Genomic DNA, 19,317 nt, shown 5'->3' with positions numbered 1-19,317 from the left:
AGCGATCGATATAGAAAGTGGTTGACGGGGCGACAAGCCGCTCCATATTTGTATCGATCACTACAGAAATGGAGTTTTGAAATGCGATTGGAAGGAAAGCGCGCGCTGGTGACCGGCGGCAGCCGCGGGATCGGGGCCGCGATCGCGCGGCGGCTGGCGGCCGAGGGCGCAGATGTCGCGATCACCTATGCCGCCGCCGCCGATGCCGCGGCGCGCGTCGTCGCCGAGATCGAAACGCTGGGCCGCAAGGGGCTGGCGATCTTAGCGGACAATCGCGACGCCGCCGCGATCGAGGCTGCGGTGGCGCAGGCCGCCGAGGCATTTGGGGGAATCGACATCCTCGTCAACAATGCCGGCATCTTCATCGCCGCCCCGGTCGAAGACCTCAGCCTCGAGGATTTCGACGCGACGATCGCGGTCAATCTGCGCGCGCCCTTCGTCGCAGCGCGCGCGGTCCTGCCGCATATGGGCGAAGGCGGGCGGATCATCGCGATCGGCAGCAACCTGGCGCTCCAGGCGCCCTCCCCCGGCCTCACCGCCTACAACGCCAGCAAGGCCGGAATCGCGATGCTGCATCAGGCGCTTTCGCGTGACCTGGCACCGCGCGGAATCACGGTGAACACGGTGAATCCGGGGTCGACCGATACCGACATGAACCCGGCATCGGGTCCGCACGCCGCCGATCAGATCGCGCGCACCTCGCTCGGCCGGTTCGGCACGCCGGACGACATCGCATCCGCCGTCGCCTATCTCGCCTCGCCCGAGGCGCGATCGATCACCGGCACCGCGATCCTCGTCGATAGCGGCGCCAACGCGTGAGCCGCGCCACGGCCGTGCCGCTCGTCTTCGGCGCGGCCGTGGTGGTGGCGGCGGAGTTCGTCGTGATCGGCCTGCTCCCGGCCATGTCCGCGGCGCTGGCGGTGGCGCCCGCGCGAGCGGGGTGGCTCATCACCGTGTTCGCGCTCGCTTCGGCGCTGTTCGGCCCGCCGCTCGTCGCCGCAAGCGCGCGCTGGCCCGCGGCGGCGATGCTCGCAGCATCGCTGCTGCCCTTCGCCGCGAACCTGTTGCTGCTCGCTTTTCCCGGCTTCGCCTTCGCGCTCGCCCTGCGCGTGCTTCAGGGTGCGGCGCTGCCTCTGTTCATGAGCGTTGCAAGCGTTCGGCTTGGCACGGCCCTTGGCACCGGTCGCGGCGTCGCCTTGCTCTATGCCGGCGTCACGATCGGCGGCACGCTCGCCCCGCCCGCGGGCAGCTTCATCGCCGAATGGACGGGCTGGCAGGGACCGATGGCGATGATCGGCTTGCTGGCGTTGCTGGCCGCCCTGGGGTGTCTTGCCCGCGGAGGCGACGGAGAACAGGGCCGTGCGGTTGCCGCGCAGAGCCCGTGGCGATTGCTTGCCCGGCCGGCCATGCAGGCCCAGCTTCTCCTCTCCACGCTCACCTTTGCGGCGATGTTCAGCGGGTTCAGCTTCATCGCGCTGCTGCTCGGCCATGCCGGGCTGGGACGTGAATGGATCGCGGTCGCGCTGTTTGGCTTCGGCATTGCCGGACTCGGTGGCAACTGGCTCGCCGGACACCTCGCCGGCCGGGCGCTACCCGCAACCGCCGGGGTTGCGCTCGCTGTGGCGGCGATGACCGGTCTGATCGCGGCCGCGCCCGGCGGCGCGGCCCTGGCGATCGCGGTTGCCGGTTGGGGCGCCGCCCACGCGGCCGGCTTCGTCTTTTGCCAGATCCGGGTCATGGCCGCCGCACCCGAAGCGCCAGGCTTCGCAAGCTCGCTCAATATCGCGGCGGCCAATATCGGCATCGCCCTTGGCAGCTTTGCGGGTGGCCGCGCCCTCGAATTCGGCGGTGTCCGGGCGCTTGCGGGGATCGCCTGCGCGCTCGCCATCCTCGCCGTGGCAACGGCATGGTTGTGTCGCCTGAGCAACGTCATGAAACAGTCATCGTTGCGCAATCGAAGTGAAACGGGAATCGCACCTGAGTGACACGCGCTACGCCTAGGCGCCCCCTCGACTCAATCGGGGGATCCCATGAACTGCAAATCGATCGTCGCCGCGCTTGCGGGCGCCAGCCTGCCCGTGATCGCACTCTCGCTCGCCGCACCGGCCGCTGCCCAGACTGCTGAGCCGAACACCGGGGCGCAGCCCGGGAGCGAGATCGAAACGGCCGCCGACGTCGTGGTCAACGGCACCATCGCCTATCGCAACCGCACCGAAGGCGCCGAGCCCGAGCTGGTCTATGATCAGGAATTCTTCCAGCGCTTCGAGCCGCTGACCGCGGGCGATGCGCTCAAGCGCGTGCCCAGCGTCACCTTCCTGTCCGACGTGATCGAGAGCGACGGCGCCCGCCTGCGCGGCCTCGACCCGGGCTATACCCAGATCCTGATCAACGGCGAGAAGGTGCCCGGCACCAACGCCGATCGCAGCTTCTTCCTCGACCGCATCCCCGCCGAGCTGATCAAGCAGGTCGAGATCGTCCGCTCCTCGTCCGCGCGCCGCACCGGCGACGCGGTCGCGGGCACGCTCAACATCGTGCTGCGTGACGGCTATCAGCTCGACGGCGGCTATGTCCGCGGCGGCGCGCTGTTCTTCGACGATGGCGAGGTGAAGCCGAGCTTCGGCGCGGTGCTGGGGACCAAGGTCGGGCCGGGCCGCCTGCTGCTCGGCGCCAACATGCAGGGCCGCTACAACCCCAAGAAGAAGTACAGCCTGCGCTATGCGGCGCCGGGCGCCGCGCTCGTCAACCGCGAGGATCAGTCGGACGTGCGCGACGGCACCGACTATGCCTTCAACGCCAGCTACACGGTCGAAACCGACAGCACCGATTTCGAGCTGTCGGGCTTCTACGTCCGCACCGACCGCACCGAGACCGAGCGCTCGTTCGAGTATAACAGCGCGACCGGCACGCCCGGGCCGACGGTCTTCCCGCTCAACGCCGCAACCCCCGGCCTGCTGACCGACAATTCGAACATCAACGGCATCAAGCAGGACAATTTCAGCATCAACAGCAAGCTCAGCCACAAATGGAGCCTGGGCGAGACCAAGCTGAAGGTCGGCTTTGCCAAGTTCATCGACAATCAGTGGGAAACCGAGACGGAGATCGAGTTCAATCGCGCCACGCCGCGCTTCACCGGCGACCGGTTCGACACCCATGTCGTCGACAAGGAATTTTCGGCCGGACTCGAGCATGAAGCGCCGCTCGGCAACGGCATCGATCTCGTCTTCGGCGGTTTCTACCAGAACAAGGTCCGCGACACCGATATCCAGGAAGCCGACCGTCAGCGCTTCAACCTGCCGGCCACCTTCCGCACAAGCTACAGTCAGTTCCAGCTTTCGCCGGACCTGAACGCGCAGGCCTATATGAGCTTCGACCCGATCCTCGGCGGCTTCAGCAAGATCAAGGAACAGCGCAAGGACGTGTTCGGCCTGATCGAGGGCGATTCCGGCCCGGTGAAGTGGGAAGTCGGCCTGCGCTGGGAGAACACCACGGTACGCATTGACGATCTGACCGCCGCAGGCGGCGCGATCGAGCAGGATTACAACCAGCTCCTGCCCAGCGCGTCGGCCAAGATCAGCGTCGGCAATGGCGGCCGCATCACCATCTCGGGCGCGCGCACCGTCCGCCGTCCGCGCTTCGACTATATCGCCCCGATCCTCCTTGAGGCGGAGCTGGGCGACAACGACCTGCTCGGCAACCCGCAGCTGCGCCCTGAAACCGCATGGGGCGCGGACCTTGGCTTCGAGCAGCGCATCGGCTCGACCGGCGTGATCGGCGTCAATTTCTTCTACCGCGACATCAAGGATCTGGTCGAGGTGTACAACACCCAGGCCGAAGGTTCGGAAGGTCCCGGAACCTTCGTCTATCAGCCGCGCAACACCGGCGACGGCCGGGTCTACGGCGTCGAGTTCGACGTTTCGACCAGCCTCGGCTTCCTCGGCCTGCCCGACACCGGCGTCTTCGGCAACCTCTCGCTGCTCGAAAGCGACATCACCGACGAACTGGGTGAGCGCCGCTTCAACGGCCAGTCGAACATCGTCTACAATTTCGGCTTCATCCAGAACTTCCCGAGCTTCGGCGCGGCGTTCGGCGCGACCTATCGCAAACAGGGCGCGGCGATCGACCGCAATGTCGGGGAAGAGGTCCGCACCACCTATGGCGCCGATCTCGAAGTCTTCGTCGAGAAGCGTTTCGGCAAGAACTTCACGATCCGCGCGGTCGGCTCGAACCTGCTCGACAGCGAGAAGCGCGAGGCGTTCAACAAGTTCACGACGATCGATGACCAGATCGACCGCAACTTCGACGAGTATGAGCTTGAGCGCGAGAATGCTGGCCCGGTGTTCCAGGTCATGGCACGTCTGGCCTTCTGATGCTGAAGAACGCCCTGATGATCAGCCTGCTGCCGTTCGCGGCGGCAGGCTGCGCCTCGAGCACGAGCGAGGTTCCGATCGTCCCCACCACTTCGGCGGCCAGCGTCCAGGCGCGCGGCGAGACCGAAGCGGTGGGCACCGCCAATGCCGACGCCGCGGACGATCCCGCAATCTGGCGCAACCCGGCAAACCCGGCCGCCAGCCTGATCGTCGGCACCGACAAGAAGGCCGGGCTGCACGTCTATGACCTGACCGGCAAGGACCGGTTCTTCATCGACGCGGGCCGGGTCAACAATGTCGACCTCAAGGACATGGGTGACGCGGGCGTGATCGTCGCGGCGAGTGACCGCAACGATCCGCGCAATGCGAAACTGGCACTGTTCCGGCTCGACACCGACAACGCCCGGCTGATCCCGCTCGGCACCGTACCGGTCGGCGCGGGCGAAGCCTATGGCGTCTGCCTCTATCGCACCGGGGGCAAGCTCCACGCCTTCAACGTGATCAAGGACGGCACGATCCGCCAGGTCGAGCTCGACCTGTCGGGCGCCGCGCCCACGGGCAAGCTGCTCCGCACGATGAAGCTCGCGACCCAGTCCGAGGGCTGCGTCACAGACGAACGCACCCACCGCCTCTATGTCGGTGAGGAGGATGTCGGCGTATGGCGCTTCGACGCGCGCGCCGACGGTCCGGTCGCGGGCACGAAGATCGCCGCCGCGGACACCCAGAAGCTCGTCGCCGATGTCGAAGGCGTCGCCATCGCCACGGAAGGCGACGGCAATGGCGGATATCTGCTGGTCTCCAGCCAGGGCGACCATGCCTATGCGGTCTATCGCCTGTCCGACGAAGCTTTTGTCGGCCGCTTCCGCATCACCCCGGGCAAGTTCGGTTCGACCGAGGAAACCGACGGGATCGAGCTGATCACCGGCGATTTCGGCCCGGACTATCCGGGCGGCCTGTTCATCGCGCAGGACGGCTACAACCCGCCCCAGGCGCAGAACTTCAAGTTCGCCGCCTGGGCCGACATCAAGGCGGCATTGAAGCTCGACTGAGATACTGCGGGCGCGGCGGCGGGAACAAAGCCGCGCTCGCGCGTTTCGCTCCTGTCACGGCAGGAGGGAAATGATGCGGCTCTGGGTCATCGGCGCAGCGGCGCTCGCCGTGGGGTGCAGCAGCGGGGGTGGCAACACCCCGACCCCCAGCCCGACACCGCCACCCGCCAATCGCGCGCCCGCCTTCACCTCCGCGGCAACCGCATCGGTGGCCGAGAACATCGCCGCGGTCCTTACTGCGACCGCGAGCGACCCCGACGGCAATCCGCTCACCTTCTCGATCGTTGGCGGCGCCGACGCGGCGCGCTTCGCGATCACCGCCGCGGGCGCGCTTACCTTCGCCCCCGCACCCAATTTCGACCTGCCGGGTGATGCCGATGGCGACAATGTCTATCAGGTCCAGTTGCGTGTCAGCGACGGCAGTCTTTCGGCCACGCAAGACGTCACCGTAACCGTCACCAACAGCCGCGAGGGGATCGCTGTCCGCCGGGTCGGCACCGGCTTCACCCAGCCGCTCTATGTCGCGCCGATCCCCGGCTCCGCCCAGGTCTATGTGGTGGAGAAGGGCGGCGGCATCTGGCGACTCGATCCTGCCAGCGGAACGAAAACGACGGTCCGTACCGTCACGAACCTTGCAACCGACGGCGAACGCGGACTGCTCGGCCTCGTGGTCAACACCAATATGCCTGCCACCTATGGCGAAGCGCTGGTGGTCGCGACAGCGCCCGATGGCGCGGTGGAAGTACGCTCGCTCTCGCTGAGCAGCCCGGCCACCCCCTACAATGTCGTGCTGCGCACGCCGCATCCGACCAACAACAATCATAATGGCGGCTGGCTGGGCTTCGGCCCGGACGGGCATCTCTATGTCGGGATCGGCGACGGCGGCGGCGGCGGTGATCCCGACAACAATGCGCAGAACACCAATGTCCGCCTCGGCAAGATCCTGCGGCTCGCGCAAAGCGGGGGAACCTATGTCGCTGCGCCAGGCAACCCGTACATCACCAGCGGAGGCGATCCCTATGTCTTCGCGCTCGGGCTGCGCAACCCGTTCCGTGCCTCGTTCGCGCCCGACGGCCGCCTGATCATCGGCGATGTTGGTCAAGGCGCACGCGAGGAGATCGACCTGATCCGTCCCAATCAGCCCGGCCTCAATTTCGGCTGGCGCTTCCTCGAGGGCACCCAGCCGTTCAGCGGCACCGCGCCCGCCGGGCTCACGCCGCCCGTCACAGAATACAGCCACGGCACCGGCCCGCGTCAGGGACGATCGGTGATCGGCGGCTATGTCTATCGCGGCCCGGTCGCCTCGCTCGCCGGGTCTTACGTCTTCGGGGACTTCATCAGCGGTAATATCTGGAGCGTTCCCTACGCCTCGCTTGTCGCGGGCAGCACGCTCGCCTCTGCAAACTACGAACGCCGAAACCCCGACTTCGCACCCGATGCGGGGACCATCAACCAGCTCGCGTCGTTCGGCGAGGACGCGGCCGGCAACCTCTTCATCGTCGATCTCGACGGTGAGATCTTCATGGTGACCCCGAGCTGAGGTCTTGCGAGGCGGGCGGCCAGCCGCTTTAACGTGCGCCATGCTCCGCACGTTCGCACCGCTCGCCCTGATCCTCACCCTTCCCGCCGCCGCGCAGAACGGCGCGGAACAGAAGATGGCAACCACCGTCCAGGCAGAAACCGAGCGCCACGTCGCGCTGCTCGAAAAGCTGGTCAACCAGAATTCCGGTTCACTCAATATCGATGGCGTGACCAAGGTCGGCGCGATGGTCCGCGCCGAACTTGAGCCGCTGGGCTTCAAGGTCGAATGGATCGACATGAAGGAGACCGGCCGCGCCGGGCATCTGATCGCGACCCACACCGGCAACGGCAAGGGCAAGCGCCTGTTGCTGATCGGCCATCTCGACACGGTGTTCGAACCCGAATCACCCTTTCAGAAATTCGTCCGCAACGGCGACCGCGCCAGCGGCCCCGGGATCGGCGACGACAAGGGCGGGGTCGTCGTGATCATCGCCGCGCTGCGCGCAATGCAGGCCGCAGGCACGCTGAAGGGCGCGGACATCAAGATCGTCCTGACCGGCGACGAGGAGCGCACCGGGAAACCGCTGGAGGTCGCGCGCCGGGACCTGATCGCTGCGGGCAAATGGGCCGATGTCGCGCTGGAATACGAGAATCTCGCGCGTGAGGAGGGTGGCGACAAGGGCACCGTCGCCCGGCGCAGCTCGGCGAGCTGGACACTCACCACGACCGGCAAGACCGGGCATAGCAGCGGGGTGTTCGGCGCCTCGCTCGGCTATGGCGCGGCCTATGAACTGGTGCGCATCCTCGATGAATTCCGCCGGACTCTGCCCGAGCAGAATCTGACCTTCAACATCGGTACGATGGCGGCGGGCACCCCCGCGACGCTGGCGCCGAACAATTATCAGGTCAGCGCCAGCGGCAAGACCAACATCGTCGCGGAGCAGGCCGTCGCGCGTGGCGATCTGCGCGCGCTCACGCCCGAGCAGGAGGCGAAGACCCGCGCCGCGATGCAGGCGATCGTCGCGAAGAGCCTGCCCGGCACGAGCGCGAAGATCGCGTTCGAAGAATCCTATCCGCCGATGGCACCGACCGCGGGCAACCGCGCGCTGCTCGCCAAGCTCAACGCGGTCAACCGCGACTTGAGGCTCCCCGAAATGACCGAGATGGACCCGGCCAAGCGCGGCGCGGCCGACAGCGCCTTTGTTGCGGCCGATGTCGACACGCTCGCCGGGCTGGGCGTCGCGGGCGGCGGTGCGCATGCAGAGGGCGAGTGGATCGACTTGACCTCGATCCCGCTCCAGGCACTGCGCAACGCCGCGTTCCTGACCCGGCTAAGCAAAGAGAAGCGCTAAGGGATCAGCAGCGTCGCACCGATCGTTTCGCCCGCCTCGATCGCGCGGTGGGCGGCGGCGGCATCCTCCAGCGCGAACCGCTGACCGATCTCGATCCGCAGAACGCCGCTGGCGACCAGCTCGAACACCCTCGCCACACCCGCCGCGCGCTCCTCGGGGCTCGCATAATAGTCGTACAGCGTCGGGCGGGTGACGAAGAGCGATCCGTGGCGGCTCAGCGTGCCCAGATTGACACCCTCGACCGGTCCGCCGGCATTGCCGAAGCTGACGATCAGCCCGCGCCGCGCCGCGGACTTGAGCGAGGCCTCCCAAGTCGATCCGCCGACGCCGTCGAGCACGACCGGTACGCCCGCTCCGCCGGTGATCTCGCGCACGCGCCCGGCAATATCCTCGCGCTTATACTCGATCACATGATCCGCCCCGAGCGCGCGTGCCCGCTCGGCCTTCTCGGGCGAACCGGCGGTGCCGATCACCGTCGCGCCGAGATGCTTGATCCACTGCACCAGCAACTGCCCCGTGCCGCCCGCCGCAGCGTGCACCAGCACCGTCATCCCCGGCTGCACCCGCGCGGCGCGCTCGACCAGATATTCGGCGGTGCAGCCCTTGAGCATCACCGCCGCGGCGACCTCGTCCGAAATCGCATCGGGCAGCTTCGAGAGGATCTCCGCCGGAACGTTGCGTTCGCTCGCATAGGCACCGAGCCCCGGGCCATAGGTCGCCACGCGATCTCCCGGAACGAGTGACGTGACGCCCTCGCCCACCGCCTCGACCACACCCGCCGCCTCGCTGCCGAGGCCGGTTGGCAATGGCATCGGGTAGAGGCCCGAGCGGTGATAGGTATCGATGAAGTTGAGCCCCACCGCGGTTTGCCGCACCCGCACCTCTCCGGGCCCGGGCGGCGGCAGGTCGCGCGTCTCCCACTGGATCACCTCGGGTCCGCCGGTCTTCTCGATCACCGCAACACGCGCCATGCACTCGCCTCCAGTTTCAGGTTGCAACCCTTGCTCCGCATGGCCATCTAGACCGCCATACCCGATGTTTGAAAACCGGAGGCCAGGATGCGGAGCTATTTGAAGCACTATATTGGTGGCGCATGGGTCGAAAGCGAGGGCGGTACCCGTCACGACGTGATCAATCCCGCGACCGAGGCGCCGGTGACCGAAATCACGCTCGGTTCTGAGGCCGATGCCGACAAGGCGGTCGCCGCGGCCAAGGCGGCGTTCGACAGCTTTTCGCGCACCAGCGTCGAGGAGCGCGTGGCGCTGCTCGAAGCGATCCTTGCCGAGTACAAGAACCGCGCGGGCGATCTGGCCGACGCGATCGCGGCCGAGATGGGCGCGCCGATCAGCCTCGCGAAGACCGCACAGGTCGGCAGCGGCGTCGGCCATTTCATGTCGACGATCAAGGCGCTCAAGGCGTTCGAATTCTCCGAGCAGATCGGACAGAGCCTCGTCGTGCACGAGCCGATCGGCGTGGTCGCGCTGATCACGCCATGGAACTGGCCGCTCAACCAGATCGTCGCCAAGGTCGCGCCCGCGCTCGCCGCCGGTAACTGTATGGTGCTCAAGCCCAGCGAGGAAGCACCGGGCAGCGCCGCGATCTTCGCCGAGATCATGGACAAGGCCGGCGTGCCCGCGGGCGTGTTCAACCTCGTCCAGGGCGATGGCCCGGTGGTCGGCACCGCGCTCAGCCGCCACAAGCATGTCGACATGGTGAGCTTCACCGGATCGACCCGCGCGGGCATCCAGGTCGCGAAGAACGCCGCCGAGACGGTCAAGCGCGTGCATCAGGAACTGGGCGGCAAGTCGCCCAACGTCATCCTCCCCGGTGCCGACCTGCCCAAGGCGGTACAGGTCGGGCTGTTCAGCGTCATCCTGAACTCGGGGCAGAGCTGCATCGCGCCGGCACGGATGCTCGTGCACGAGAGCCAGGCGGCCGAGGCCGCGCAGATCGCGAGCGGCGTGATGAAGGCGGTCGAGACCGGCGACCCTGCGCAGGAAGGCCGCCACATCGGTCCGGTGGTCAACAAGGCGCAATGGGAGAAGATCCAGGGCCTGATCCGCAAGGGTATGGAGGAAGGCGCGAAGCTCGAGACCGGCGGCCCCGGCCGTCCCGACGGCGTCGAGACCGGTTATTTCGTCAAGCCGACCCTGTTCTCGGGCGTGCGCAACGACATGACCATCGCGCGCGAGGAGATCTTCGGTCCGGTCGTGACGATCATCCCGTACAAGGATGAGGAGGAGGCGGTCCGCATCGCCAACGACACCGACTACGGCCTTTCCGCGGTGGTGTTCGGCAGCCCTGAGGAAGTGAAGCGCGTCGCGCCCCGTCTGCGCGCGGGCATGGTCTATGTGAATGGCGGCCAGCCCGATCCCAGCCTGCCCTTTGGCGGCTACAAACAGTCGGGCAACGGCCGCGAGCACGGCAAGTTCGGCCTCGCCGAATTCATGGAAGTGAAGGCGATGGTCGGCGCGCTGGCCTGATTCAGAAAACCCTCCCCGGTCGTGCCGGGGAGGGTCTGAAATTCAGTCGAACAATTCTTCGAGGAAGCTCTTCCGGCGCTTGTGCTTGTAGCGCGGGTCATAGCCATGCCCGTAACCCTGCTGCCCATAGCCCTGCTGCGGCGGATAACCACCCTGCTGCCAGGGGCTGCCCTGCGGCGGAGGCGGCGGAGCCTGAGGCGCCTGGGGCGCTGCGGGAGCCGCTGGCGCCTCGGCAACGCCGCTGCGCTCGATGATCTTGTCGAGTTCACCGCGGTCGAGCCAGATGCCGCGGCACTGCGGGCAGTAATCGATCTCGATCCCCTGCCGGTCGCTCATGTGGAGGCCCACCTTGCACACGGGGCACAACATTCCGGCAACGGCTTCGGGGGTTCGCATCGGTTACTCCTGTGGTGATCGATGCGTTCTAGCTAGGGAGCATCGCCGTCAGCCGCAATGACGATCGGCGCGGCGATCAGTGAACCGTGCCCACCGCGCGCTGCACGCTCATCAGCACGATCAGCCGTTCGATCTGGCGCCAGCGGCAGAAATTGATGTGGTTGCCAAGGTCGCGATATCGGTCCGCCCGCGCCGCCGCCTCGAACCCCGCATCGTCTCCGAACACCGCGATCAGCTCGGCGGCGTCGGTCACATGCGCGCGATCGGCGAGATAAGGGATGGTGGACATTGCAGGCGACATAAGCGGGGGGCGCTCCAGACGATGCTGCGTGAACAAGCATCGCCTGTGCCATGGCAGACTGAGTCTTACATTCCCGCGCATCACAAAGGTAAACCACCGGAAACCATAAGCTTTTCCTCCGTACCACGCGTTCCGCATCGGGACGGTGGCGTCCCGGCGCGGGACGTGGCAAGGGAGCGGCATGGACCGCAAGCCCGCCCCCAAATCCGGCAGCAGCGCCCCCGTTGCGGGCGGCGCACTGCTCGCATTCAGCCTGATCGCCGGCGCCGTGATCGGCGTGCGCAACGGCCAGCCCTCGCTCGGCTTCATCGGCGGGCTGGGCGTCGGCCTTGCCCTGCTGCTGATCGTCGCGCTGATCGACCGGGCCCGGCGCCGCTGACCGGCGCCTAGATCTTCCCGCAGTCGCTCGGCGCGCGCTGCCCCGCAAAGCGCGCATCGATCCAGTCCAGCGTTGCCTGTGCCTCGGTCCGTGCCACCGTTGCATGCTCCCCGCCGGTGATGGAGATGTAACGAACGGCCTTGCCCGCCCGGCAGGCGCGCTGCGCAAAATCCCGCACAACGGCGGGCGCCACGATCACGTCGGCGCTTCCCGTGGCGACGAGCAGTGGCGAGGGGACAGCCGCGGGCGACACGCTGTTCTCCCGCATCAATCGGGCCCAGGGCTGGTGCTTGCTCAAGTCGAGATTGCGGATCGCGCGCTGCACCGTGACGATGCCCAGGATCGTGCCGAGCTTGGGCTTCTTGTTCGTCTCGATACAGAAATTGTCGGCAAGCCGGCTCATCACATTCTGGGTCGAACGATTGCCGAGCGCGGTCATCGGAATACCATAGTGACGCGACCAGCTCACGCCGGTGTATGCCGTCAGCAACGCCCGTGCGCGCTTGTCACTGCTTTCCATCATGTTGCGCGCCAAATCAGTGGGCGGCACGATCGCAGCGACGCCCACCAGATTGAGCTCCGGTGCATAGATTCGCGCCAGTTGCCCGGTCCACAGCGCGGCATGCCCTCCCTGCGACTCGCCCCACACGGCAAAGCGCAGACTGGTGTTGGCGCCGCGAATGTCGCGCGCCGCGCGCACCGCATCGAGCACGGACCGCCCCGTGCTGACGCCGACCAGCGCAGGGTGAACCATGTCGGAGCCGAGCCCGGGATAGTCGGGCGCAACGACGGTGTAGCCCCGTCCGATCACGTCCGCGAGCGCCGGGATCATGGTGAAGTTGGTGTCATCCTTCGACGGTGCGCAACGCTGCGCGACGCCGATCATGCCATGCGTCCAGGCGATCACCGGACCCGGCCTGGCCGCGGGCCGGGCGGGCGCGATCACCATCCCGGTCACCTCGATCGGCTGGTTGCTGTCGCTCATCGTGCGGTAACGCACCCGCCAGGCACGCATCCCGTCGGGCGCGCTGCTCACCGGTTCGGCAGAGACCAGAGTCCCGGCACGTTGTGCGGAGGCGGTGGCCGGCATGGTGAGCAGGGCCGCCGCAACGATGCTGGCCAGACTGGCGCGTGCACGATGCATGGCGTTGAAATACCACAATCGCCACCGAAACGAAAAGCGCGGCAAAGGGTGAAGTGCGCATGCACCACTCTTGCGAACGGCTACCGGCTTAGCTGGGCTGCCCTCTTGTCCCCAGCGTGCAGGCGCGCCTTCAGCCAGGTCTCGATCAGGTCGAGCGCCCTGGGCTCCGTTAGCGGGCGTCCAGGTTGAGGCTCTGCGGTCGCCGATGGTTGAAACCAGTGGTTGGTGCCCGCCACCTCGATCACGGTCGCGTCGGGATTGCGCGCGAGCGCTGCCCTCGCGGCGGGGACTTCGTTCGTGCCGATAACCGTGTCGAGCGACGCGTACAGCGCCAGCACCGGCGCGCGCAGCGTGGTGAGGGTTGCATAGGGATTGAGCCGGTAGATCGAGAGCACTTGAGGCGTTTCGAATTCGGCAATCGCGCCGTCGGCCTGCGCACGGGTAAAGCCGCCGACCATGAATGCACCTGCCAGATCTTCCCGCAACGAACCGATGCTATCCTGCCTTGCATCACTGGTACGTGCGTCCATGAAGCCTTTGGTGGCGGCCAGCAGGCCAGCGATCGCTTTCTCCTGCATGCCCGCGCTTTGCAGCTTGCTTCGCATCAACGCCAGAAAGACACCCTCGGGCGCGCCAACCGGTCCGGCGAGCATCACGACGGCGCTGATCGCCGGATCGCGGCCCGCGACCGCCAGGGCGATTCCAGCGCCATGACTCACACCACCGATTGCGATCCGCTTGCTGTCGATGTCCCGACGCGTGCGCAGATAGGCGATGGCTGCCGCCGCATCGCGTTCGATCAATGCGAAATCATCGACATACGCACCGGTCGAGTGCCCCGTGCCCCGCTTGTCATAGTCGAGCGCCGCAATGCCTTGATCGACCAGCCTGTCGGCCACCAGATCGAAGGCGCCGCGTGGGTTCGGTCCGGAACCCGCCAGGAACAGCACGACCGGATAAGGTCCAGGGCCGCGAGGGGTCCGGAGCGTGCCTGCGAGCATCACCCCCTGCCCGGATGCAATGCGGACTTCCTCCGCCCTTCCCTTCTGTCCGGTCTCGGGAACATGGATGCGGGCCGGATCGGGATCGGACTCCCTTCCGATCGCTTCTGCGGGTTGTGCGGGTAACGCGACGGTCGTCAGGACGATCGCCGCAGCGATCCGATGCAAGGTCCACTTCATCCCAAGGCCCTCCCGTTTCGAGGATCACCAAAAGCGGACGTCTTGTAAACCAGCGCTACACCAGCGCCCGGTGCAACCACACTACCCGTCCGACCACATCGATCGCGCGCACCGGAACCACCTCGCGCCCGAAAGCGGGATTGTCGCTCACCACCTCGACCTCTTCCCCCATGGCGCGCAGGCGCTTCACCGATACCAGCCCGTCACGCCGGAAGACGTAGATCGCCGGACGCACGCCCAGCGCCCTCCGCGCGCCATCGACCAGGATTTCGTCGCCGTCGCACAGGTTCGGCTCCATCGATGCGCCCTCGACCCGGATCGTCGAAGCCATGTCCGCGCGCACGCCCAGCCGCCGCAGCAGCGCGGGATCGAGCAGCAACTCGCTGCGCAATTCGGTCTCGACCAGCCGCCCGCGCCCCGCTGCGGCGCCGGCATCCACCCGCGCGACGGGCACCAGCCCCTCGACCGCAGGTCCGCCCAGCGCCGCATCGCTGAGCCCCAGATAGCGCGCCAGCTTGCGCCGGTCCGCCTCCGCGAGCAGCCGCGGCGATCCGCGTGTCACGAACTGCTGCAGATAGGCGGCGTTGCGCCCGATCAGCCGCGACAGCGCCGCCAGCGACTCCCCCCGCGCCACCGCCGCACGCTCCAGCGCCTCGCGTTGTTCGATCGATTCCATGATCCGGATATAGACGTAGGATTTTTCCTAGACAAGTTGGAAATGAGAACATTTAATGAACAACCGGAAGCGAGCGAGTCGGGAGAACAGGAGTGATCGATGGCGATTTTGGGCAAGGTGGAACGGTATCTGCGCAAGCACAGCCTGCCGGCCACCAAATTCGGGCGGCTGGCGGTGCGCGACCCGCGGCTGGTCGGCGATTTGCGCAATGGGCGGGAATTGCGCGCAAAGACGCTGGCGCGGGTCGAGGCGTTTCTCGCCGAGCCGCCTCCGCCGACGCAACCATGAGCCGCTGGCCTGATCCGGGCACGCAGCTTGAGCGTGCCCTGGTGCGAGGCGCCGCCGATGCGGGAATCGCGCTGCATGCGGAATCGGCCGGGTCGGTGCCCTGGGCCAGCGTGACCTTCACCGGTGCACGTCATCGTTTGCGGGTCGCCGCCCCCGCCTCACCCGCCCTGGATGCCTGGTTGACCGCGCTACCCGAAGCCGAGTTCCACCTGCGCGGACACCTGGTTGCCGATCTGGCCGTAGCGGCGGAAGCGCATACCGGCGGACAGACCGAAGCGACGCTCGAGATCCTGACCGTCGAGGATTGCTAGGCGCGAACCGCCATCTTGCGGAGCGCAGCAAGCGCGCCTTCCAGCCCCGAAGCAGGTGGCGCGGGCTCGGGCGCCTCGGTCGGGGCCTGCGCCACCGGCTCGACCGGAGGCGCGGGTTCCGGTTGCGGCGCCAGTTCGGCGTGCGGCGCGTTGTTCACGCGCCGGGCAATGCCGCGCTCCAGCCGGTCGAGCAGCGCATGGACGCTGGCGTCGGTCTCGGGCGCGGCGAGGCTTTCGGCCTGGACGGCGGGCTCCGGAGGGGTTGCCGGGCGAATCGGCGGAGTCAGTTCGAACGTCTCGAACCGCTCACCCTCGGCCAGCTTCACCGGCGCGCGCACGAGCGGCGCGAGTGGCGGCGGCGGCGCCAGTGGCACATCGGGAATCGCCGCCGGATCGAACGCCGAGAGCGGCTGATCGAGATCGGCGGGCAAGGGCTGTGGCGCCGGGGGCGGTGAAGCTTCGATTTGCGCCCGCGGAATCGACACCGCCGGGATCGTCTCGACCGGCGGTGCCGGCGTGCCCATCGCGATGATCGGCTCCGGCGGAAGCTCGGGCAGATCCAGGTCGCGGACCTCGATCGCTTCCGCGCGATATGCGGTCACACGATGCACATCGGCGTCGATTGTCTCCGGATCGGCTTCCGCAACGGCCCCCTTCGGCCGGAAGGGCATGCCGAGGTCGCGGTTGGCGAGCAGCGGCGCGCGTGGCGGCGCGTCGGGATGGGCGTCGGCGCGGCGAATCACCGGAGCACGCTCTCCCGGCTCCTCCACGCGGCGCGAATCGCGCCACATCAGCAGTGCGGAGAGCAGGAACCATGCGGTCAGCGCCACGGCGCCGCCTGCGAATACACCGACGCAAATTCGCGCAGTGGCGCCCAGCGGCGGCTCGGCAGCCGGGATGAATGCGGCAACGCCGCTCGTCACGACGATGTCCTGAAGCAGCGCATAGGGAATCGCCAGCGTCGCCATCGCGGCGAGCACGCCCGCGCCCCCCGCGCCGGCCAGCGCGAGATTGGGGGTCAGACGTTGAAAGAGGTCGTGCGCAACCATTTCCCGGACCGTAAGCGCTCTTCGATGATCTTTTGGTAAACAGGTTCGTAGCGTGAAATGTTTGACGACCAGTTACGCTCTTTCTCGACGAATGCCCGCCCCCGTTCGCGCTGCGCGTCCCAGCCGCCGCGATTCCCGAACACGCCTGCCACCGCCTGTGCCAGCGCGGCCGGATCGTCGGGGGGAAACAGCGTCCCGGTCTCGCCGTCGCGAATCAGCTCGCGATGCCCGCCCACGTCGGATGCAGCCACCAGCCGCCGCTGCGCCATCGCTTCCAGCGGCTTGAGCGGCGTCACCAGATCGGTCAGCCGCATATGCTTGCGCGGATAGACCAGCAGATCGATCAGCGAATAATAGCGCTCGACCTGCTCGTGCGGCACGCGGCCGACGAAATGGATCGCATCCGCCGCGCTCGACGCCTTGGCCTGCGCGCGGAGTTTCTCTTCCATCGGCCCGCCGCCGACCATCAGCAGCCGCGCCTTGGGCCGCAGCGCGACCAGCGCCGGCATCGCGGCGATCAGATCGTCCAGCCCCTCATAATCATAGAAGCTGCCGATGAAGCCGATCACCTCGGCATCGTCGAGCCCCCATTCGGTCGACAGCGCGGCATCGCGCGCCGGCGGCTCGCCGAACAGATGCAGGTCGACGCCATTGGGCGAGACCATGATCTTGCCGCCGTCGATCCCGCGCGTGACCAGATCGCGCTTCAAGCCTTCACAGATCACCGCCACGGCATCGGCGCGCCTGCAGGCATAGGTCTCCAGCCCGCGGGTCGCGCGATATTTGAGCGATCCCTCGCTCCCGGTGCCGTTGCCCACCGCCGCATCCTCCCAGAAGGCGCGGATCTCGTAGAGCAGCGGGATCCCGTGTTTCTTCGACGCGCGCATCGCCGCCAGCGGATCGATCACCGGCGAATGGGCGTGGAGGATGTCGGGGCGGAATTGCTGCACGACCTGATCGATCCGCCGCGCGAATGCGGCGATCTCGGCCACCTCGCCCAGCACGGGCGGCAGGCGCCGCATCTGCTTGGTGCGGTGGAAGTCGATTCCGTCGAGCGTCTCGAACGGCGCGTCGCCGGTGTGATAGCGCGGCCCCGTGACCCCCGCGACCGTCCAGCCGCGCTCCATCTGCGCCTTCAGGATCGCGCGGGTACGAAAGGTATAGCCGCTATGGAGTGGCAGCGAATGATCGAGGACGTGCAATATGCGCATGATAGGGGCCCCTTGCCACGCCAGCACTTAACGCCGCGTCAACCTCGTCGCGCTAGGAAAAATGCGGTTTGGGGACCAGACGCGTGAAGGGACGGCAAGGATGATCGACAGTCTGGTGCTGGGCCTGACCCACGGGCTGCTGCTGCTCACCGCCTGGCGCCTGATCCACAGCCCCGCCCTCGACGACGAAAGCGCGCCGCCGCCGAACGAGGCACCCAAGAACCGCTGGGGCCGCAAGCGTGCGTGATCTTGCCTTCATCGCATTCCTGGCGGCGATCTTCGGTCTCGGCTTCCGGCGGCCGTTCGTCTTCGTGCTGGCCTATGTCTATATCGACGTCGTCTCGCCCCAGCGAATGAGCTATTTCCTGCTCAACGCCTTCCCGATCTCGGCGATGGCGGTGGGCTTCGCGGTCCTCTCCTGGCTCGCCTTCGACGACAAGAAGGACACCCGCGTCGCCCCGCGCCAGGGCCTGATGCTCATCCTGCTCGCCTATTGCTACTGGACCACCACCAAAGCGGACTTCCCGATCGACGCGATGTACAAATGGGACTGGGTCTGGAAGGCGCTGGCCTTCGCGATCTTCCTGCCCCTCACCTTGCGCACCAAGCTGCGGATCGAGGCGCTGCTGCTGTTCATGCTGTTGTCGCTCTCGACGATCATCATCAACGGCGGGCTCAAGACCGCGCTGGGCGGCGGCGGCTACGGCCAGCTCAAGCTCTATGTCGACAATAATTCCGGGCTGTTCGAAGGCAGCATCATCTCCGCCGTCTCGATCTGCGTGATCCCGCTGATCCTGTGGTTCACCCGCCATGGCACGATCTTCCCGCCCGACTGGCGCGTGAAGACCTTCGGCTATCTGCTCATCTTCGCCTGCCTGCTGATGCCGATCGGCACCCAGGCGCGCACCGGCCTGCTCTGCGTCGGCCTGCTCGCCGTGCTGATGCTGCGCGACGTCAAGCGGCGCATGGTCTATATCGGCGGCGCGGCGGCGCTCGCGCTCGTCGCGATCCCCTTCCTCCCGACCGCGTTCAGCGAGCGGATGGGGACGATCCGCACCTACAAGGCCGACGCCTCCGCCTCGACCCGGATCGCGGTGTGGCAGTGGACGCTCGACTATGTGAAGGACCACCCGTTCGGCGGCGGGTTCGAGGCGTATCGCCAGAACGAGATCAAGTACGACAAGATCGAGATGGTCGGCGAAGGCGCCAGCGTCACCGTCGTCCGCACGCCCGAGATCGACAAGTCGCGCGCCTATCACTCGGCCTATTTCGAGATGCTGGGCGAGCAAGGCTGGCCGGGTTTCGCGCTGTGGTTGATGATCCATCTCGGTGGCATCATCCGCATGGAGGTGCTGCGCCGGCGCTACATGAAGGCGCCGCCCGATCAGGCCTGGATCTCGCCGCTCGCCACCGCGCTCCAGCACGCACACATGATCTATCTGTTCGGAGCGACCTTTGTCGGCATCGCGCTCAACCCGTTCGTCTATATGCTGGTCGGCGCGCAGATCGGCCTCGACACTTATCTTGCCCGCAAGCGTGCCGAGGAAGGCATGAAGCCGATGCACGGGCGGCGCGATTCCCCCGCGCCAGCGCCGGCATGATCGGCTAA

Annotated in this window: 20 protein-coding genes; 12 read left to right on the top strand and 8 right to left on the bottom strand. The window is 67.1% G+C overall.

Going from position 1 to position 19,317, the window contains the following annotated elements; genetic code table 11:
• Positions 1-81: 81 nt before the first annotated feature.
• The 6 genes from AC07TU_RS06235 to AC07TU_RS06210 all read left to right on the top strand — a co-directional run bounded on the left by AC07TU_RS06235 (position 82) and on the right by AC07TU_RS06210 (position 8,289).
• Entirely contained in the window at positions 82-819 is a 738-nt protein-coding gene (locus AC07TU_RS06235; protein WP_495187060.1) for an SDR family NAD(P)-dependent oxidoreductase, read from the top strand.
• The gene (locus tag AC07TU_RS06230) at positions 816-1,985 is read left to right on the top strand and encodes an MFS transporter (RefSeq protein ID WP_495187059.1); all 1,170 of its coding nucleotides are present in this window, start codon (positions 816-818) and stop codon (positions 1,983-1,985) included. Before AC07TU_RS06235 ends, AC07TU_RS06230 begins: the two co-directional genes overlap by 4 nt.
• 45 nt (positions 1,986-2,030) lie before the next feature.
• Complete coding sequence (locus tag AC07TU_RS06225; protein WP_495187058.1) at positions 2,031-4,367, top strand: TonB-dependent receptor plug domain-containing protein; 2,337 nt, start codon at positions 2,031-2,033, stop codon at positions 4,365-4,367.
• Positions 4,367-5,416 (top strand): phytase, encoded by a 1,050-nt coding sequence (locus AC07TU_RS06220; RefSeq protein ID WP_495187057.1) that lies wholly within the window; start codon positions 4,367-4,369, stop codon positions 5,414-5,416. Before AC07TU_RS06225 ends, AC07TU_RS06220 begins: the two co-directional genes overlap by 1 nt.
• 73 nt (positions 5,417-5,489) lie before the next feature.
• Entirely contained in the window at positions 5,490-6,956 is a 1,467-nt protein-coding gene (locus AC07TU_RS06215; RefSeq protein ID WP_495187056.1) for a PQQ-dependent sugar dehydrogenase, read from the top strand.
• Positions 6,957-6,996: 40 nt separating this feature from the next.
• Entirely contained in the window at positions 6,997-8,289 is a 1,293-nt protein-coding gene (locus AC07TU_RS06210) for a M20/M25/M40 family metallo-hydrolase (protein ID WP_495187055.1), read from the top strand.
• Here the strand turns inward: AC07TU_RS06210 and AC07TU_RS06205 are convergent.
• Positions 8,286-9,260, bottom strand: coding sequence for a quinone oxidoreductase family protein (locus tag AC07TU_RS06205; RefSeq protein WP_495187054.1), 975 nt, complete (start codon positions 9,258-9,260; stop codon positions 8,286-8,288). The genes AC07TU_RS06210 and AC07TU_RS06205 overlap by 4 nt on opposite strands.
• An 87-nt stretch (positions 9,261-9,347) precedes the next feature.
• On the opposite strand from AC07TU_RS06205, the gene AC07TU_RS06200 reads away from it, so the two are divergent.
• Positions 9,348-10,772: an aldehyde dehydrogenase family protein gene (locus AC07TU_RS06200; RefSeq protein WP_495187053.1), complete on the top strand. Its 1,425-nt coding sequence runs from the start codon at positions 9,348-9,350 to the stop codon at positions 10,770-10,772.
• Between the two features lie 42 nt (positions 10,773-10,814).
• Here the strand turns inward: AC07TU_RS06200 and AC07TU_RS06195 are convergent, their stop codons facing one another.
• Positions 10,815-11,168, bottom strand: a complete 354-nt coding sequence (locus AC07TU_RS06195) for a TFIIB-type zinc ribbon-containing protein (RefSeq protein WP_495187052.1) — start codon at positions 11,166-11,168, stop codon at positions 10,815-10,817.
• Between the two features lie 76 nt (positions 11,169-11,244).
• Positions 11,245-11,457: a hypothetical protein gene (locus AC07TU_RS06190; RefSeq protein WP_495187051.1), complete on the bottom strand. Its 213-nt coding sequence runs from the start codon at positions 11,455-11,457 to the stop codon at positions 11,245-11,247.
• 193 nt (positions 11,458-11,650) lie between these two features.
• On the opposite strand from AC07TU_RS06190, the gene AC07TU_RS06185 reads away from it, so the two are divergent.
• Positions 11,651-11,848: a hypothetical protein gene (locus AC07TU_RS06185; protein ID WP_495187050.1), complete on the top strand. Its 198-nt coding sequence runs from the start codon at positions 11,651-11,653 to the stop codon at positions 11,846-11,848.
• A 7-nt stretch (positions 11,849-11,855) separates the two neighbouring features.
• On the opposite strand, the gene AC07TU_RS06180 is transcribed toward AC07TU_RS06185, so the two are convergent.
• The 3 genes from AC07TU_RS06180 to AC07TU_RS06170 all read right to left on the bottom strand — a co-directional run bounded on the left by AC07TU_RS06180 (position 11,856) and on the right by AC07TU_RS06170 (position 14,849).
• Entirely contained in the window at positions 11,856-12,992 is a 1,137-nt protein-coding gene (locus AC07TU_RS06180) for a lipase family protein (RefSeq protein ID WP_495187049.1), read from the bottom strand.
• A gap of 80 nt (positions 12,993-13,072) precedes the next feature.
• Positions 13,073-14,173: an alpha/beta hydrolase family protein gene (locus AC07TU_RS06175; RefSeq protein WP_495187048.1), complete on the bottom strand. Its 1,101-nt coding sequence runs from the start codon at positions 14,171-14,173 to the stop codon at positions 13,073-13,075.
• Between the two features lie 55 nt (positions 14,174-14,228).
• On the bottom strand, positions 14,229-14,849 hold the full coding sequence (locus AC07TU_RS06170; RefSeq protein ID WP_495187047.1) for a S24 family peptidase: 621 nt from the start codon (positions 14,847-14,849) through the stop codon (positions 14,229-14,231).
• A gap of 99 nt (positions 14,850-14,948) precedes the next feature.
• Between AC07TU_RS06170 and AC07TU_RS06165 the strand changes: the two genes are divergently transcribed.
• Together AC07TU_RS06165 and AC07TU_RS06160 are read left to right on the top strand one after the other, a co-directional pair.
• Complete coding sequence (locus AC07TU_RS06165) at positions 14,949-15,137, top strand: hypothetical protein (protein ID WP_495187046.1); 189 nt, start codon at positions 14,949-14,951, stop codon at positions 15,135-15,137.
• On the top strand, positions 15,134-15,448 hold the full coding sequence (locus tag AC07TU_RS06160) for a hypothetical protein (RefSeq protein WP_495187045.1): 315 nt from the start codon (positions 15,134-15,136) through the stop codon (positions 15,446-15,448). The genes AC07TU_RS06165 and AC07TU_RS06160 overlap by 4 nt, the downstream gene beginning before the upstream one ends.
• Here the strand turns inward: AC07TU_RS06160 and AC07TU_RS06155 are convergent.
• Both AC07TU_RS06155 and AC07TU_RS06150 read right to left on the bottom strand, forming a co-directional pair.
• Positions 15,445-16,497 (bottom strand): hypothetical protein, encoded by a 1,053-nt coding sequence (locus AC07TU_RS06155; RefSeq protein ID WP_495187044.1) that lies wholly within the window; start codon positions 16,495-16,497, stop codon positions 15,445-15,447. The genes AC07TU_RS06160 and AC07TU_RS06155 overlap by 4 nt on opposite strands.
• A complete protein-coding gene (locus tag AC07TU_RS06150; RefSeq protein ID WP_495187043.1) occupies positions 16,467-17,708 on the bottom strand; it encodes a TIGR04063 family PEP-CTERM/XrtA system glycosyltransferase in 1,242 nt (413 codons plus the stop codon). The genes AC07TU_RS06155 and AC07TU_RS06150 overlap by 31 nt, the downstream gene beginning before the upstream one ends.
• 100 nt (positions 17,709-17,808) lie before the next feature.
• On the opposite strand from AC07TU_RS06150, the gene AC07TU_RS06145 reads away from it, so the two are divergent.
• The gene (locus AC07TU_RS06145; protein WP_495187042.1) at positions 17,809-17,955 is read left to right on the top strand and encodes a hypothetical protein; all 147 of its coding nucleotides are present in this window, start codon (positions 17,809-17,811) and stop codon (positions 17,953-17,955) included.
• Positions 17,948-19,309 carry a DUF5935 domain-containing protein gene (locus AC07TU_RS06140; protein WP_495187041.1) on the top strand — a complete coding sequence of 454 codons (1,362 nt, stop codon included), beginning with the start codon at positions 17,948-17,950 and terminating at the stop codon, positions 19,307-19,309. Before AC07TU_RS06145 ends, AC07TU_RS06140 begins: the two co-directional genes overlap by 8 nt.
• Positions 19,310-19,317 lie beyond the last annotated feature (8 nt).

This window comes from Sphingomonas sp. GW821-FHT03E12 (assembly GCF_059420685.1).
Note: the sequence above shows the minus strand (reverse complement) of the source record. Positions and strands in the feature narration are given on the sequence as shown.

What these genes read in the sequence shown, in the direction of transcription:
- AC07TU_RS06235 (WP_495187060.1), top strand. Translation starts at nt 82, where the DNA reads ATGCGATTGGAAGGAAAGCGCGCGCTGGTGACCGGCGGCAGCCGCGGG.
- AC07TU_RS06225 (WP_495187058.1), top strand. Translation starts at nt 2,031, where the DNA reads ATGAACTGCAAATCGATCGTCGCCGCGCTTGCGGGCGCCAGCCTGCCC.
- AC07TU_RS06220 (WP_495187057.1), top strand. Translation starts at nt 4,367, where the DNA reads ATGCTGAAGAACGCCCTGATGATCAGCCTGCTGCCGTTCGCGGCGGCA.
- AC07TU_RS06215 (WP_495187056.1), top strand. Translation starts at nt 5,490, where the DNA reads ATGCGGCTCTGGGTCATCGGCGCAGCGGCGCTCGCCGTGGGGTGCAGC.
- AC07TU_RS06210 (WP_495187055.1), top strand. Translation starts at nt 6,997, where the DNA reads ATGCTCCGCACGTTCGCACCGCTCGCCCTGATCCTCACCCTTCCCGCC.
- AC07TU_RS06205 (WP_495187054.1), bottom strand. Translation starts at nt 9,260, where the DNA reads ATGGCGCGTGTTGCGGTGATCGAGAAGACCGGCGGACCCGAGGTGATC.
- AC07TU_RS06200 (WP_495187053.1), top strand. Translation starts at nt 9,348, where the DNA reads ATGCGGAGCTATTTGAAGCACTATATTGGTGGCGCATGGGTCGAAAGC.
- AC07TU_RS06195 (WP_495187052.1), bottom strand. Translation starts at nt 11,168, where the DNA reads ATGCGAACCCCCGAAGCCGTTGCCGGAATGTTGTGCCCCGTGTGCAAG.
- AC07TU_RS06190 (WP_495187051.1), bottom strand. Translation starts at nt 11,457, where the DNA reads ATGTCCACCATCCCTTATCTCGCCGATCGCGCGCATGTGACCGACGCC.
- AC07TU_RS06185 (WP_495187050.1), top strand. Translation starts at nt 11,651, where the DNA reads ATGGACCGCAAGCCCGCCCCCAAATCCGGCAGCAGCGCCCCCGTTGCG.
- AC07TU_RS06180 (WP_495187049.1), bottom strand. Translation starts at nt 12,992, where the DNA reads ATGCATCGTGCACGCGCCAGTCTGGCCAGCATCGTTGCGGCGGCCCTG.
- AC07TU_RS06175 (WP_495187048.1), bottom strand. Translation starts at nt 14,173, where the DNA reads ATGAAGTGGACCTTGCATCGGATCGCTGCGGCGATCGTCCTGACGACC.
- AC07TU_RS06170 (WP_495187047.1), bottom strand. Translation starts at nt 14,849, where the DNA reads ATGGAATCGATCGAACAACGCGAGGCGCTGGAGCGTGCGGCGGTGGCG.
- AC07TU_RS06165 (WP_495187046.1), top strand. Translation starts at nt 14,949, where the DNA reads ATGGCGATTTTGGGCAAGGTGGAACGGTATCTGCGCAAGCACAGCCTG.
- AC07TU_RS06160 (WP_495187045.1), top strand. Translation starts at nt 15,134, where the DNA reads ATGAGCCGCTGGCCTGATCCGGGCACGCAGCTTGAGCGTGCCCTGGTG.
- AC07TU_RS06155 (WP_495187044.1), bottom strand. Translation starts at nt 16,497, where the DNA reads ATGGTTGCGCACGACCTCTTTCAACGTCTGACCCCCAATCTCGCGCTG.
- AC07TU_RS06150 (WP_495187043.1), bottom strand. Translation starts at nt 17,708, where the DNA reads ATGCGCATATTGCACGTCCTCGATCATTCGCTGCCACTCCATAGCGGC.
- AC07TU_RS06145 (WP_495187042.1), top strand. Translation starts at nt 17,809, where the DNA reads ATGATCGACAGTCTGGTGCTGGGCCTGACCCACGGGCTGCTGCTGCTC.